At 48.2% G+C, this 15832-nt stretch carries 11 protein-coding genes; 10 read left to right on the top strand and 1 reads right to left on the bottom strand.

Features of this window, described 5'->3' with window-relative positions:
* Nucleotides 1–3: 3 nt before the first annotated feature.
* The 8 genes from DWX62_RS00185 (at nt 4) to DWX62_RS00150 (ending at nt 10644) form a co-directional block, all read left to right on the top strand.
* Nucleotides 4–1479, top strand: coding sequence for a PD40 domain-containing protein (locus tag DWX62_RS00185; protein ID WP_005834836.1), 1476 nt, complete (start codon nt 4–6; stop codon nt 1477–1479).
* 50 nt (nt 1480–1529) lie between these two features.
* The gene (locus DWX62_RS00180) at nt 1530–3296 is read left to right on the top strand and encodes a DUF6057 family protein (protein WP_005834839.1); all 1767 of its coding nucleotides are present in this window, start codon (nt 1530–1532) and stop codon (nt 3294–3296) included.
* Between the two features lie 10 nt (nt 3297–3306).
* Nucleotides 3307–4767, top strand: a complete 1461-nt coding sequence (locus tag DWX62_RS00175) for a PD40 domain-containing protein (RefSeq protein ID WP_005834841.1) — start codon at nt 3307–3309, stop codon at nt 4765–4767.
* A gap of 131 nt (nt 4768–4898) precedes the next feature.
* Nucleotides 4899–6014, top strand: a complete 1116-nt coding sequence (locus DWX62_RS00170) for a glycosyl hydrolase (RefSeq protein WP_120172552.1) — start codon at nt 4899–4901, stop codon at nt 6012–6014.
* A gap of 22 nt (nt 6015–6036) precedes the next feature.
* Entirely contained in the window at nt 6037–7209 is a 1173-nt protein-coding gene (locus tag DWX62_RS00165) for a glycosidase (RefSeq protein ID WP_005824991.1), read from the top strand.
* A gap of 17 nt (nt 7210–7226) precedes the next feature.
* The gene (locus tag DWX62_RS00160) at nt 7227–8606 is read left to right on the top strand and encodes an MFS transporter (RefSeq protein WP_005824990.1); all 1380 of its coding nucleotides are present in this window, start codon (nt 7227–7229) and stop codon (nt 8604–8606) included.
* Nucleotides 8607–8646: 40 nt separating this feature from the next.
* Nucleotides 8647–9834, top strand: coding sequence for an AGE family epimerase/isomerase (locus DWX62_RS00155; RefSeq protein WP_008662925.1), 1188 nt, complete (start codon nt 8647–8649; stop codon nt 9832–9834).
* Nucleotides 9835–9852: 18 nt separating this feature from the next.
* Nucleotides 9853–10644 (top strand): SGNH/GDSL hydrolase family protein, encoded by a 792-nt coding sequence (locus DWX62_RS00150; RefSeq protein WP_005824695.1) that lies wholly within the window; start codon nt 9853–9855, stop codon nt 10642–10644.
* Here DWX62_RS00150 and DWX62_RS00145 read toward each other — a convergent pair.
* Entirely contained in the window at nt 10641–11975 is a 1335-nt protein-coding gene (locus tag DWX62_RS00145) for an aspartate kinase (protein WP_008662927.1), read from the bottom strand. The genes DWX62_RS00150 and DWX62_RS00145 overlap by 4 nt on opposite strands.
* A gap of 304 nt (nt 11976–12279) precedes the next feature.
* On the opposite strand from DWX62_RS00145, the gene DWX62_RS00140 reads away from it, so the two are divergent.
* Both DWX62_RS00140 and kdpA read left to right on the top strand, forming a co-directional pair.
* Nucleotides 12280–13632, top strand: a complete 1353-nt coding sequence (locus DWX62_RS00140; RefSeq protein WP_008662930.1) for a sigma-54 dependent transcriptional regulator — start codon at nt 12280–12282, stop codon at nt 13630–13632.
* Nucleotides 13633–14116: 484 nt separating this feature from the next.
* Nucleotides 14117–15823: a potassium-transporting ATPase subunit KdpA gene (gene kdpA, locus DWX62_RS00130; RefSeq protein WP_009037805.1), complete on the top strand. Its 1707-nt coding sequence runs from the start codon at nt 14117–14119 to the stop codon at nt 15821–15823.
* The last annotated feature ends 9 nt before the right edge of the window (nt 15824–15832 follow it).

Raw genomic sequence — 15832 nt, 5'->3', positions numbered from 1 at the left:
TTTATGATGAACATAGATATGAAATATATACAAGTTGTTGTGGGGCTGTTACTGTGCTACTGCCTATATGCTTGCAGTCCCCGTCCGGAGTCTGTACAGCCTGCAGACCGGTTATTGGTGCTCTATCCGGAATATCAGGATGTAACCATTCCCTACAATGTGGCTCCTTTGAATTTCCTTGTGCGGAATGAAGGGGTGGATGCGGTATGCGTGAGTGTAAAGGGAGCATCGGACAGCTTGGAGATAAATGCGCGCGGGAACAAGGCGATATTCCCCTTGAAAGCTTGGCGTGCATTGCTTGAAGCGGAGAAGGAACATACTTTGGAAGTAACTGTTACTGCCCGTACCGACGGCCGCTGGCTGCGCTATCCTTCCTTTGCATGGCAGGTAGTGGCGGACAAGCTTGACGCCTATGTCAGTTACCGTCTGATAGAGCCCGGTTATGAGGTATGGAATACCTTGCAGATACGTGAACGTTGTATTGAGAATTTCGAAGAGCGTATTTTGGCGGATAACAGTCAGACAGACGGCAAGTGCATGAACTGTCATGTGCACGGAGGAAATAGTGGCAACCTTTCGATGTTCCATCTTCGGGGTGAGGGAGGGGGGACTGTCCTGAACCGTGACGGCAAGCTCCGTAAGCTTGCCTTGAAGAATGAACAGATGATATCTGCGGCTGTCTACGGGGATTTCCATCCTGACGGGCGGTATGGTGTGTTCTCGTCTAATGTGATTATTCCCATGTTCCATACGGAAAGTAACCGCCGTCTGGAAGTTTACGATACCGTCTCCGATTTGGCTGTCGCCGATTTTGACGGAAACCGGATGATTCTATCTCCGCTTACGGCGGATTCCACCGTATTGGAAACTTTTCCCACATTCTCTGCCGATGGGAAATGGATATATTACTGCTCAGCTCCGACTGTTCCATTGCCGGACAGCGTACAGCAATTACGCTATTCGCTTTGCCGCATTGCGTTCGATGCCAATCACGGCGCATGGGGTGACCGCGTGGATACCCTTTGGAATGCCCGGCTGGAGAAAGGCTCCGTGTGTCATCCGAAAGCTTCACCGGACGGCCGCTACCTGCTCTATACCGTTGCTGATTATGGAACATTCCCCATTTGGCACCGGGAGACGGAATTGCAGCTGATGGATTTGCAGACGGGTGCCATCGATTCCCTGCCAATGGTCAATTCCAACCGTTCGGACACTTATCACAGTTGGTCGTCAGGCAGCCGTTGGTTTGCCTTTGCCAGCAAGCGGGGTGACGGGCAGTACGGGCGGGTTTATTTTGCCTATCTGGATGCTGAAGGGAAGGCGCATAAGCCTTTTGTGCTACCCCAGTCGGACCCTGAAAAAGACGATTTGACATTGAAATCCTACAATATTCCCGATTTGTCGGCTACTCCCGTTCCTTTTGATGCTTCTTCCATCAAGCGGATAAACCGGCAACTGAAGGCTGAGGAATTCAAATGACAAGACATACAGAGAGTACCAAATTGTAAATAATAAATTGTAAATAGTAAATGTTCTTATTTCTGAAAAAGACTTGGAAGATAGGGTTGTCGATACTTTTTGGCGTAGCGGTGCTTCTCTTTTGGGGAAGCGTATATCCGGCCCATATTTCCTATCAGGAGCAGTTCCAGCTTTTCTTGTTCGATGCCGACTACTGGTGGGAACGGATAGTGGTTCCCGGTGGGTTGGCCGATTATATCGCTGAGTATCTGACGCAGTTCTATTATCACGTGTGGGCGGGAGCTTGTATTCTGGCTTTTTTGTACGTGTTGTTGCAACGGTTGGTTTGGAAACTGGCGAAGGAGCAGGGTGCGGCTGATGTGTATTATCCGCTGAGTTTTCTGCCCATCATTGTCTTGTGGCATTTCATGGGTGATGAAAATGCGATGCTGTCATTGGTGGTGGCTCTGCTGTTAGCATTGTCTGCATCCTGCTGGTATGCGGATTTGAAAGGGAAGTGGCAGCGTGTGGCATACATTCTGATAGCCCTTCCGCTGCTTTACTGGACAGCGGGTGCGGCACACTTCATCTTTATGGGCTGGGTGATTGTACGCGAGTTCCGGTTGAATCTTAAAGGTAAGAATTTCTGGGGTGGTGTCGGAGTGTTCTGGGGTGTAGGATTGTGGGGTATCGGTTGTCCGCTATTGGCAAGCATGTGGGTACAATTCCCCATTTACCGTCTGATGGGCGGTATAGGATATTACCGTTTCCCGGCAGTGATTCCCTGGATAGAGATAGGGCTTGCCGTATTACTGGTTGTTCTCCCCTTCCTGCTGTCCGCTTTGCCCGCTTTGAAGAAGAAGCCGGTATTTTATGGAGTTCTGCAAGTGGTGGCGGTAACATTGTTCGGCTATTACTACGTGGTGGCCGGTTGCGATATGGATAAAGAGGAAGCGATGGAGTATGACCAGCTGGTACGTAATAAACAATGGCAGGAGATTATAGAAAAGGCAGAAGAGAAGTCACCGGTTTCACCTTTCGGCGTGACCTGCCTGAATCTTGCTTTGGGAAAGACGGGACAGATGGGCGACCGTATGTTCGAGTTTTACCAGAACGGGACGGAAGGGCTGCTGCCGGAGTTTCAGCGTGATTTTACTTCTCCGTTGCCCACCAGTGAGGCATACTATCATTTGGGTATGGTCAATACGGCACAGCGTTTCACTTTTGAGGCGATGGAGGCCATACCTAACTTCAACAAGAGTGGCCGTTGCTTCAAGCGTCTGGCGGAGACGAACCTGATAAACGGGCAATACGAAGTGGCAGCCAAGTACCTGCGTTTGTTGAGGAAGACAATCTTCTACAAGGATTGGGCGGAGGATGCCATGACCTATCTGTATAATGAGGAAAAAATCAATGCCCACAAGGAGTGGGGTTGGTTGAGGCAGATACGCTATACGGAAGACTTCTTGTTCAGCAGCCAGGAAACGGACATCATGCTGGGGCTGCTTTACCAGCACAACCACCGGAACCGGATGGCATTTGAGTATATGCTGGCCTATGTCCTGCAGCAACGTGATTTGGAACGTTTCATGAAGTACTATCCGCTGGGCAAGCATGCCGGCTACGACCATATTCCCCGCAGCTATCAAGAGGCGTTGATATATGTATGGACACAGACGCACAAGAACTTCCAGGGTATGCCGTGGAGTATTTCGCCCCAAGTGGTGCGGGATGTAACGGAATTTGCGCGGATATATACCTCGCAGCAGAATGCCCGGCAGATGTTGGAGGCGCGTTTCGGCAGTACATACTGGAATTATTTGCTACTAAGAAAGTAAAATGAAAAAGATGAAGAATATAGCTGTTTGCATAATGGCTGCATGGTGGTTTGCCGCTTGCGGCAATCCGGTGACTTCCCCGGAAAGGGTGGATGAATGGCCGGATATCTATCCCGACTATATCGGTGTGACTATTCCTGCAACCATTGCTCCTATGAATTTCAATTGTATTGGTGGAGCGTACGAACGTGTGGATGTGACCGTGACCGGAGGAAAGTCCGGAGAGATGCACGTAAATGATAAAATAGTATCATTTCCGCAAGATGCATGGCAAGAGCTTTTGGAGGAGAACAAGGGTGATAGCCTTCTGTTTACGGTATGTATCCGGAAAGACGGCGAGTGGAAACAGTACCGCTCTTTTCCCATGTATGTCAGTCCGTATCCTATAGATTATGGGGTGGTATACCGCAAGCTGGCTCCCGGATATGAAGTTTATAGCAAGATGGGCATTTATGAGCGTGACCTTGCTTCGTTCGAGGAGCGTCCCTTGCTGGAGAATACCATGGTGCCGGGCATGTGCCTGAATTGTCATGCTTTCAACAAAACAAATCCGGACCATCTGAGCCTGCATATCCGTGGAAAGAACGGAGGGACCTTGATGCAGATAGACGGGAAGCGCGAAATGCTGGATACGAAAACGGATTCCACTCTCTCTGCGGGGGTGTACCCTTATTGGCATCCAAACGGCAAATATATTGCCTATTCTGTCAACAATACGCGCCAGTCTTTCCATGCGGTGAAGGATGAGCGTGTGGAAGTGCTCGACTTGGAATCGGATGTACTGGTCTATCATCCCGAGACACATGAATTACTGCTCTCTCCCTTGCTTCAGAAGAAGGAAGTCTTCGAAACCTTTCCAGTATTTTCACCGGACGGACGCAAACTGTATTTCTGTACTGCGGAGGCCAAGCCGATACCGGCGGAATATAAGGAAATACGTTATAGCTTGTGTAGTATAGATTTCAATCCGGAAGACGGGACATTTGGCGAAAAGATAGATACGCTGGTCAATGCGGCAGCTATGAAGAAAAGCATCTCCTTCCCGAGGCCCTCGTACGATGGCGAGTATATCATGTTTACTTTGTCGGATTACGGGAATTTCTCAATTTGGCATAAAGAAGCCGATTTATGGCTGTTGGATTTGAAGGATGGCGGTATGCGTCCCATAAAGGAGGTGAACAGCGATGATACGGAAAGTTTCCATAACTGGAGCAGTAACTCCCGATGGTTTGTGTTCAGTAGCCGCAGGGGAGATGGGCTTTATACCCGTCTGTATCTGGCAAGTATGGATGAGAATGGGGTGGTGGGCAAGCCTTTCCTGCTTCCTCAGGAAAATCCTTGGGAGTATTACGACCGTCTGGTCTACTCGTACAATGTTCCCGATTTTACAAGCGAACCGGTGAAGCTGGAACGCCGGAAAGTGGAACGGGGAATTGTCTCGCGGAAGCGCGTTCCGGTGAAAGTTAGATGATACGTTTTTTATATTCTGCTTTTTAATACAGTAAAGGGATAAAATTGTATCATTTTCTCTTGGTGCAATCCGCTATCTTTGTGCCAGGAATTAGTGTTACCAATAACAATACCAGATTGAAAAACATGGATATGAGAAAAGTAAAATTTGCTATGATGATTCTGGCGGCAAGTCTGTTGACCGCCTGCGGTTCTTCCAAGAAAGAACAGAGTGTGAATGAAGAGACGGCTGCTGCGCGTACGCAGGAAACGGAGAACTTACTGGCTAACTTGAAAAAAATCCCTTCCAAAGGTATCATGCTCGGCCATCATGACGATACGGTATATGGTATCGGCTGGGAAGGTGAGGAAGGCCGTTCGGATGTGAAAAGCGTGTGTGGCGACTATCCGGCTGTTATCAGCTTTGATTTGGGAGAGCTGGAACTTGGGAATGCCGCCAATCTGGATAAGGTTCCCTTCGATAAAATCAGGAAAGAGATAATCAATCAGTATCAGCGGGGCGGCATGGTTTCGCTCAGTTGGCATGCGCGCAATCCCAAGACGGGCGGTGATGCCTGGGATGTATCGGATACGACGGTGGTGAAGTCCATCTTGCCTGGTGGCGAGAATCACCAGAAATTTGCCGGCTGGTTGGGAGGAGTGGCCGATTTCCTTCATTCGTTGAAGACGGCGGACGGCGTGAAGATACCCATACTTTTCCGTCCCTGGCACGAACACAGCGGCAGCTGGTTCTGGTGGGGCGAAAAACTGTGTACCCCTGAAGAGTATAAGGCATTGTGGCACATGACAGTGGATACTCTGCAGGCCAAAGGAGTGGACAATGCACTTTATGCTTACTCTCCGGGCACGGAACCCAAGGACACGACGGAATATTTGAAGAAGTATCCGGGCGATGAGTTGATAGACGTTATCGGTTTCGATACCTATCAGTTCGATCGGGATGCCTATCTTGCCGGGATGGATAGGGCACTTTCCATTATCGACAGTGTAGGGAAAGCACACAATAAGGTGATTGCTGTGACCGAAACCGGTTACGAAGGAATTCCCGATGCCAAATGGTGGACTGGTACTCTGCTGCCTGCGTTGGAGAAATATCCGCTTGCCTATGTGCTGGTGTGGCGCAATGCCCGTGAAAAGGTGACCCATTACTATGCCCCCTATCCGGGACAGACATCTGCGGAGGATTTTGTGGAGTTCTATAACAATCCCAAGACGCTGTTTGCAGCTGATGTAAATCTGTATCAATAAACAAACAATCAATATAACAGACATGGAAGCTTTTAAAGAAAAGGTAGAGAGGCTCTTTCAGAGACACGAAGAGTTGATTACGAGAAAGAATGTGGCCGTGGAAGACGGCAATGGCATATTCACCCGCTATAAATATCCGGTAGTGACGGCTGCTCATACACCTGTATTCTGGCGGTATGATTTGGATGAGAAGTCCAACCCGTACCTGATGGAACGTATCGGTATGAATGCGACCATGAATTCGGGGGCCATTAAGTGGAATGGCAAGTATCTGATGGTGGTACGTGTAGAGGGCGCTGACCGTAAGTCGTTCTTTGCCGTAGCCGAGAGTCCCAACGGCATTGATAATTTCCGGTTCTGGGATTATCCCATCACCATGCCCGAAGACGCGATTCCGGCAACGAATGTATACGACATGCGCCTCACGGCTCATGAGGACGGCTGGATTTACGGTATCTTCTGCGCCGAACGCCACGACGACAATGCGCCTGCCGGTGATTTGTCCTCGGCTACGGCTACAGCTGCCATTGCCCGCACCAAGGATTTAAAGAACTGGGAACGCCTGCCCGACCTGAAGACCAAGAGCCAGCAACGCAACGTAGTGCTGCACCCGGAGTTTGTAGATGGCAAATATGCCCTCTATACCCGTCCGCAGGATGGCTTTATTGATGCCGGCAGCGGTGGTGGTATCGGCTGGGCGCTGGTGGACGACATAACCCATGCTGAGGTGAAGGAAGAGAAGATTATCGACCAGCGCTACTATCACACCATCAAGGAGGTGAAGAATGGTGAAGGTCCGCATCCCATCAAGACTCCGAAAGGATGGTTGCATCTGGCTCATGGTGTCCGCGGTTGTGCCGCCGGATTGCGTTATGTGCTCTATATGTACATGACTTCCCTGGAAGACCCGACGAAACTGATTGCCACTCCCGGTGGGGCCTTTATGGTACCCGAGGGTGAGGAGCGTATAGGTGACGTAAGCAATGTACTTTTCACCAACGGCTGGATTGCCGACGAAGACGGAACAGTATTCATCTACTACGCTTCTTCCGACACGCGGATGCATGTGGCTACCTCTACCATTGATAAGCTGGTGGACTATTGCATGAATACGCCTGCTGACGGCTTGTCTTCATCAGCTTCGGTAGAAACGTTGAAGAAGCTGATAGACAAGAATTTGCAGATAATGAAATAATAAAAATACAACATACTATGGCAACACTAAAAGAGAAAATCGGTTATGGTTTCGGGGATATGTCTTCCTCTATGTTCTGGAAAATATTCTCCTATTACTTACCGTTCTTCTATTCGAATATTTTTGGCTTGAGCTTGGCTGATGCAGGATTGCTGATGCTGGTGACACGTATTTGGGATGCAGTGTCCGATCCGATGATGGGAGTCATTGCAGACCGTACTCATACGCGTTGGGGTAAATACCGTCCTTATTTGTTGTGGATTGCAGCTCCTTTTGCCATTGCCGGGATTTTACTTTTTACAACGCCCGACATGGGGACAACGGGTAAGCTGGTATGGGCTTATGTCACTTACATCTTGATGATGACGGTATATACGGCAATCAATGTACCATACGGGGCTATGTTGGGAGTAATGACTGATGATTCGAACACAAAAACGGTTTTCTCTTCTTACCGTATGTTTTTTGCATACGGAGGTAGTTTTATCGCTTTGGGAGCATGGGAGCCATTGTGTAATTGGTTTAAATCAATGGACTATAGCAATGCTTCCAGTTGGCAATATGCCATGGTATGCATTGCCACGCTCTGCTTTTTGGGTTTTCTGTTTTGCTTTAGCATGACGCGCGAGCATGTCAAGAGTGTGGCGTCCGAATCCATCGGTAAGGATGTGAAGTCACTGGTGCGCAATTCGCCTTGGTGGATATTGAATGGTGCGGCGTTGTTGTCGAATTTCTTCAATACGGTACGCGGAGCTACTGCCGCCTACTTCTTCAAGGACTATATCAGTGCCAATGCATTCCTCGATTTCGGGGTGTTCAATCTGGTATTGTATGCCGGCTTGTTCCTGATGGTGGGTGAAGTGTGTAATATGATTGGTGTGGCGCTGGCTGTGCCTCTGTCCATGAAGTTTGGAAAGAAGTCCACTTATATCATTTCGCTCGTGTGCCTGGTAGTGCTCAGCGTGCTCTTCTTCTTTGTGCCGAATGACGGGCTGGGATGGTGGCTGATGATGATTTTCCAGGTGCTTATCTCCATCTGCACCGGTATCGTATCTCCGTTGATTTGGAGCATGTATGCGGATGTGGCGGACTATGCCGAGCAAAAGGATGGCACATCCTCTACGGGGCTGATATTCTCTTCCGGTTCTATGGCGCAGAAGTTTGGCGGTGCATTTGCAGGCTGGGCAGTAATGGCACTGTTGGCATTCTTCGGTTACAATACCGCAGAGAATGCCGTGCAGACTCCCGAGGCGCTGGATGGCTTGAAGTATCTGATGAGCTTTATTCCTGCTGCGATAGCCGCACTTTCCATCGTTGTCGTATTCATCTATCCATTGAATAAGACGCGTATGGCAGCCATCAATGCAGACCTGAAAGAGCGCCGTGAGAACCTTTAGCAGAATAACTCATAACTTATAACTCATAACTCAAAAACTTGTGGATATCAAGAAGATGAAACAGGAGATGGAGGAGGAGCTGGTTTCCAATATCCTCCCCTTCTGGATAAATAGAATGACGGATGAAGTGAACGGCGGTTTCTACGGCCGTATCACGGGCCGGGAGGAGGTGAAGCCCGAAGCAGAAAAGGGGGCAATCCTGAACGCCCGCATCTTGTGGACCTTCTCGGCTGCATACCGCTTGCTGAAGAGGCCGGAGTATCTGGAAACGGCTACGCGTGCCAAACGTACTCTTATCGACCGTTTCTATGACAATGAATTTGGTGGAGTTTACTGGTCTCTCGACTATAAAGGCAATCCGCTCGATACCAAGAAGCAGATTTATGCTTTGGGGTTCGCCATCTACGGGCTGAGTGAATATGCTCGTGCCACGGGCGATGATGAAGCGCTGGCATATGCCATCCGCTTGTTCGAGACCATCGAAGAGCATAGCTTCGACCCCGTGAAAAACGGTTATTGCGAAGCCTTGACCCGCGAATGGGGAGAAATAGCCGACATGCGCCTCAGCGCCAAGGATGAGAACGAGCGCAAGACGATGAATACCCATCTGCATATTCTGGAACCTTATACCAATCTTTTCCGCGTGTGGAAGGATACCCGTCTGGAGAGGCAACTGCGCAATTTGATAGGCCTTTTCACGGAACGGATTCTGAATATCAAGACCGGTCATCTGGAATTGTTCTTCAATGATGATTGGGTTAGTAAATACCGCATTGTCTCCTATGGGCACGACATCGAAGCCTCCTGGTTGATACACGAGGCTGCCCTTGTTCTGGGCGATAAGGACCTCCTGGAGAAAGTGGAACCACTTGTAGAATACATCGCTGCCGCTGCCGATGAAGGATTGACGCCCGACGGCAGCATGATATACGAGACTTTTCTGGATAAAGGAAAGACCGATACTGACCGCCACTGGTGGGTGCAGGCCGAGAACGTAGTGGGACATGCCAACCTCTACCAGCACTTTGATGACGAAGTGGCCATGCAGAAGGCTCTCCGATGTTGGGACTTCATCAAGCAGCATCTGGTAGACTACAAGTACGGAGAATGGCATTGGAGCGTGCGTGCCGACGGCACGGTGAACACCGATGATGACAAGGCGGGATTCTGGAAATGTCCGTATCACAACGGACGTATGTGCATGGAAATTATTGAACGTTTTTCATAGGTTTTCTATCATAAGAAGATGAATAGATTGATGGTTTTGGGGATTCTTGTCTGGATGGGGATTGCGCTGCATGCGCAATCTCTTTATCCGGACTTCAGCAAGCTGAACTTCGGGTGCGATGGAAACAGCATTACCGCAGGCGAACAATGGTCTAAGACTGTAGTGGATAAACTCGGATTCGCTACACATCACAACGTGGCGGTCGGTTCTGCCACATGGGCATGCCATCCCGATACTCAGGATTATGGCAGCGAAGCTTTTGCCGGCATCTCCGGCGGTTGGCAGGTTACGGAGGATAAGCATGAGTTACAGATGCGGCACAACAACGTGTCAAAGGTGCATATCCAGAAGTTCATAGCCGAAGTGGAAAGTGGCGCTTACCCTGCGCCCGATGTCTTTGTGTTCTCTATGGGAACGAATGACCGTAACTTGGGTAGTGCCGAAGAGGCCCTTAAAGGGAAGACGCTCGATGAAGTAGATGTCAACACCATGGCGGGCGGTGCCCGTTGGTCCATTCAGACCATTCTGGAGCATTATCCCCAATGCCGCGTATTCGTGTGCACGCCGATTCAGACCGGCAACCCCGAACACAATGCACTGAATCTGCAGAAGATTGCCATCTTGCGTGAGTTGTGCCGGGCGCTTTCCGTGCAGCTGATAGACTGTTACTCCAATTGTGGTATCACCGAAAAGTTTGAGCAGCCTTCCGGTAGCGGGCGCTATCTGCGCGACGGGTTGCATCCCGACAAACCGGGGCAGGAGCTGATGGGCCGTTACATCGCGAAGGAGATACGGAACCATTTCTTTTAGTTCCGTTCTGCATATTCCGGTTGGAATAACTTATCATTTAGGGCTTGTAAAGCCCTTTTTTTGTCTGTATTCTTAATGACGAATGCCACATCATTATTGCTGCTGCCATATGAAATCATCCGTAGGGGGATGTCCTTTAGCGCCTCCATAATCTTTGCCTCAAACCCGGCATATTCCCATTGCATGTTGCCCACCACGGAGACGATGGTCATGCGGTCTTCTACCAATACATGGGCATATTGGCGTAGTTCGGAGATGATGTTCGATAAACGAGTGCAGTCGTCTATAGCCACAGATACGTCCAGATTGGAAGATACCAGCAGGCAGAGGGGGGTACGGTACTTGGCAAAAATGTCGAAAATCTTGCTGATGAACAGATAGGGACACAGATTATGGTTCGATTCGAACTTTATGTATATGATGTGGTCCTTGGCGGCTATGGCCTTGATGATATTGTCGTCCTGCAGGTTGGAAATTAGCGTGCCTTCTGCCGACGGTTCCATAGAGTTAAGCAACCGGACGGGAATATTCCTTAGGCGTGCCGGGGCGATACAGAAGGGATGCAGTATCTTGGCACCATAGAAGGCCAGTTGTTCGGCTTCGTTGAAGCTGAGGCGTTTCACGGGGCGGGTACCTGACACCTCGCGCGGATCATTGTTGTGCATGCCATCTATGTCCGTCCATATTTGTATCTCGTCTGCTTGGAGGGCGGTGCCAATGAGGGAAGCAGTGTAATCACTGCCGCCGCGTTTCAGGTTATCTGTTTCGTTATAGGCATTCTTGCAGATGAAACCCTGAGTGATGAAGAGATTGATGCCGGGATGGCAGGCAAGCTGTTCTCGGAGTTTCTGTTCTATATATTCCAAGTCGGGTTCGTTGTCGGGGCCGATACGCATGAAGTCGAATGCACAAAGCAGTACATTGGGAACTTTCAGCTCGCGCAGGTAGAAGTGCATTAGGGCGGTACTGATAAGTTCGCCTTGTGCCAGCACTTCCTTCTCTTCGACAGAGGTGAAGGAATCTTTGGTAAATTTCCAAAGTTGCTGGAAGCGGTCGAGGATATAATCTATTGCTTCCCGTTTCAGTTTCTCGTCGGTCAGCAACCCATTGGCAAATTCGATGAATTGGAATTCCAGCCGGGTGATACGGTCGTGAGCTTGTTCTATTTCACGGTTGAACAAGTTGGCGGCAATCTCCTCCAGATGGTTGGTGGTGCCTGCAGTGGCAGACAGTACCACAATCTTGGGTGTTGCATCTTTAATGAGTGTTGCTACATGTTTCATTCTCTCTACGGTGCCGACGGAAGTTCCGCCGAATTTACAAACTTTCATTTCTTGTTTCTTTTTTAACAGTTTCATAATTGCATTCATCCGGATGTTCTTCCTTCCGGCTTTTCATTTCAGGTGGCCTCTTTCCAAAATGGAAGGGGGAGGCATGAGGGGCTTTCACTGGGACTAGGCCTGCATAATGCCGCTGTGGCATTGCTGTGGTGGGATATTCATATCCCGGTTGGTGGCAGGCTCTTGCCCCTTCACCTATAAAAGTTCAAAAGATATGCCGTTGGTATTTGGGAAAAGCCTATATTTGCACACCCTGTTTTTTACCGTTATCAGTTTAAAAACTTATCGAATAGATATGAGTAAGATTCTAATCATTGATGATGAGGTACAAATCCGTACCCTTCTGACACGGATGATGGAGTTGGAGGGATATGACGTCTGTCAGGCTGGTGATTGCAGGGCTGCCCTGAAGCAACTGGAACTCCAAAATCCCGATGTAGTTTTGTGTGATGTGTTTCTGCCCGATGGAAATGGGGTAGACCTGGTGTTGGCTATCAAGAAGGCGGCACCCAATGTGGAAGTTATTCTGCTGACAGCGCACGGCAATATTCCCGATGGGGTGCAGGCCATCAAGAACGGTGCTTTCGACTACATCACCAAGGGAGACGATAATAACAAGATTATTCCTCTGATAAGCCGTGCTGTAGAGAAAGCGCGTATGAATGTGCGGTTGGAAAAACTGGAGAAGAAGGTGGGACAGACGTACTCTTTTGATTCTATCCTGGGAGAATCCAAAGTCCTGAAGGATGCTGTTTCATTAGCTCAGAAGGTGTCAGGGACTGATGTTCCTGTACTGTTGACTGGAGAAACGGGCACGGGTAAGGAGGTATTTGCCCAGGCCATCCACTACAGTAGTAAGCGTGCACGGCAGAATTTTGTAGCGGTTAACTGTTCTTCGTTCAGCAAGGAGTTGCTGGAAAGTGAAATGTTCGGTCATAAAGCCGGTTCGTTTACCGGCGCATTGAAGGATAAGAAGGGACTGTTCGAGGAAGCGAATAATGGGACTATTTTTTTGGATGAAATCGGTGAGATGGCGTTTGAACTGCAAGCCAAGTTGCTGCGTATTCTTGAAACCGGTGAGTATATTAAGATAGGTGATACGAAACCTACCCGTGTCAATGTCCGCATCATTGCCGCTACGAACCGCAACTTGTCCCAGGAGATTGTTGCCGGACGTTTCCGCGAGGATTTGTTTTATAGATTAAGCGTATTTCAGATACATCTGCCGCCATTGCGCGAACGTGCAGGTGATATCCGGCTGTTGGCGAAGGCTTTTATAAAGAGTTTTGCGGAACAGCTGGCGCGTCCGGTGGTTGAAATAGCTCCCGCATTTCTTGAAGCATTGGACTCCCAACCGTGGAAGGGAAATATTCGTGAATTACGTAACGTGATAGAACGCAGTATGATTGTTTGCGAGAGCGGATATCTGGACATTGCTGATTTGCCGTTTGATATTCAGAATGCCCATTATGAACACTCCAATGATTCAAGTCCCGGCAGTTTTGAACTTTCAGCTATGGAACGCCGGCACATTGCCCGTGTACTGGAGTATACAAAGGGGAATAAGACAGAAGCAGCCCGGTTATTGAAAATAGGTTTGACGACGTTGTATCGGAAGATTGAGGAATACAAGATCTCAGATCTATAATAGGGGGCTCAGTATACGACTGAGGTACCTTCGATATAGGACCGTGGCAAGATTATTCTTGAAACAGGCTTAGAAGCAGAAAGTGCCTATGGGCTAAAACATATCAAAACAGGTTGCACCTTTTCATTTTGAAAGGGTGCAACCTGTTTCTTTTTATACTTGTTTAGTATGTATTCTGTTGATAATTAATGGTGTATGGTATATGCGCTCTTTTTGGTACATATTTGGCACATTCCTGGCAGACAAAAATATGTAGTAACATTTTAAAAGGTAAAAACATGGGAATAACAGTATCATTTATTTTTTGCCTATTGAGCGGTTTGTTCGCCTTTTGGCTTTTCTGGAAATGCGTAGATTGGTTTGAGAAGATTTAAAAGAGAGAATTATGTACACAGCTTTATTTGTATTAGGTATTGTAATGTTCGGGTATCTGACTTATGTGCTGATAAGACCCGAAAAGTTTTAATGAATGGAGAGTGGAGAAATGAACACTGAAATTTTAGGTGTAGCCTTGCAGATTGTTCTGCTGATTGTGATATCCTATCCTCTGGGAAAGTATATTGCCAAGGTTTACAAAGGCGAAAAGACATGGTCGGATTTCATGAAGCCGGTCGAGAGATTGATTTATAAAGTGGCCGGAGTCAATCCGGAGGAAGAGATGAACTGGAAACAGTTCTTGAAAGCCCTGCTGATTCTGAATGCCTTTTGGTTTGTATGGGGCATGGTGCTACTCTGTACACAGCAGTGGTTGCCGTTAAATCCGGATGGAAACGCTAACCAGACACCGGATCTGGCATTCAATACATGTATCAGTTTTATGGTGAACTGTAATTTGCAGCATTATTCCGGTGAAAGCGGACTGACATATTTTACACAGTTGTTCGTCATTATGTTGTTCCAATTCATTACCGCCGCTACCGGTATGGCAGCTATGGCAGGTATCATGAAGGGTATGGCTGCTAAATCGACGAAGACTATCGGTAACTTCTGGAAGTTCTTGGTTTTGAGCTGTACACGTGTATTATTACCGCTTTCGTTGATTGTGGGCTTCATCCTCATTCTACAAGGTACTCCGATGGGATTTGATGGTAAGCTGGAAGTTCAGACGATGGAAGGACAAACCCAGTTGGTTTCACAAGGTCCTACGGCAGCGATTGTTCCTATCAAGCAATTGGGTACGAACGGTGGCGGTTACTTTGGATGTAACTCTTCACATCCGTTGGAAAATCCTACTTACTTGACAGATATTGCAGAATGTTGGTCTATCCTAATTATACCAATGTCTATGGTGATTGCACTCGGCTTTTACATCAAACGTAAGAAGATGGCTTACTCTATCTATAGCGTAATGCTTTTTGCTTTTCTTGTCGGTGTTTGCATCAATGTTTCGCAGGAGATGGGAGGTAATCCGCGCATTGATGAGATGGGAATTGCTCAAGACAATGGAGCAATGGAAGGTAAAGAAGTCCGTTTAGGGTCTGCTGCTACTGCTCTTTGGAGTATTGTGACTACAGTTACTTCCAATGGCTCTGTGAATGGTATGCATGATTCAACGATGCCTCTTTCCGGTATGATGGAAATGCTGAACATGCAGATTAATACGTGGTTTGGAGGTGTGGGTGTAGGTTTCATGAACTATTATACATTCATCATTATCGCCGTATTCATCAGTGGACTGATGGTGGGACGTACTCCGGAATTTCTCGGTAAGAAGGTAGAGGCGCGTGAAATGAAGATTGCTACCATTGTGGCACTGCTTCATCCGCTTATCATCTTGGGCGGTGTGGCACTTTCTTGCTTTTTGTTCGCTCATTATCCTGAATTTGTGGCAGGTGAAGGCGGCTGGTTGAATAATCCCAGTTTCCACGGACTGAGTGAGCAGCTTTATGAATATACTTCGGCTGCGGCCAATAATGGTTCTGGCTTCGAAGGATTGGGCGACAATACTTACTTCTGGAACTATACTACCGGCTGGACGCTGATTTTAGGACGTTTCCTGCCTATCGTAGGTCAGGTAGCCATTGCTGGTCTGTTGGCCGGAAAGAAATATGTTCCGGAGAGTGCCGGTACGCTGAAGACAGATACAGTAACTTTCGGTGTGATGACTTTTGCCGTTATCTTTATTGTGGCTGCCTTGTCATTCTTCCCGGCACATGCATTGAGTACGATTGCTGAACATTTCAGTTTGTAATAGTAGTTT

Source organism: Bacteroides sp. AF20-13LB, assembly GCF_003603065.1.
GTDB classification, from domain to species: Bacteria; Bacteroidota; Bacteroidia; order Bacteroidales; family Bacteroidaceae; genus Bacteroides; species Bacteroides uniformis.
The sequence above is the reverse complement of the archived record's forward strand: the minus strand, read 5'-3'. Positions and strand labels throughout refer to the sequence as shown.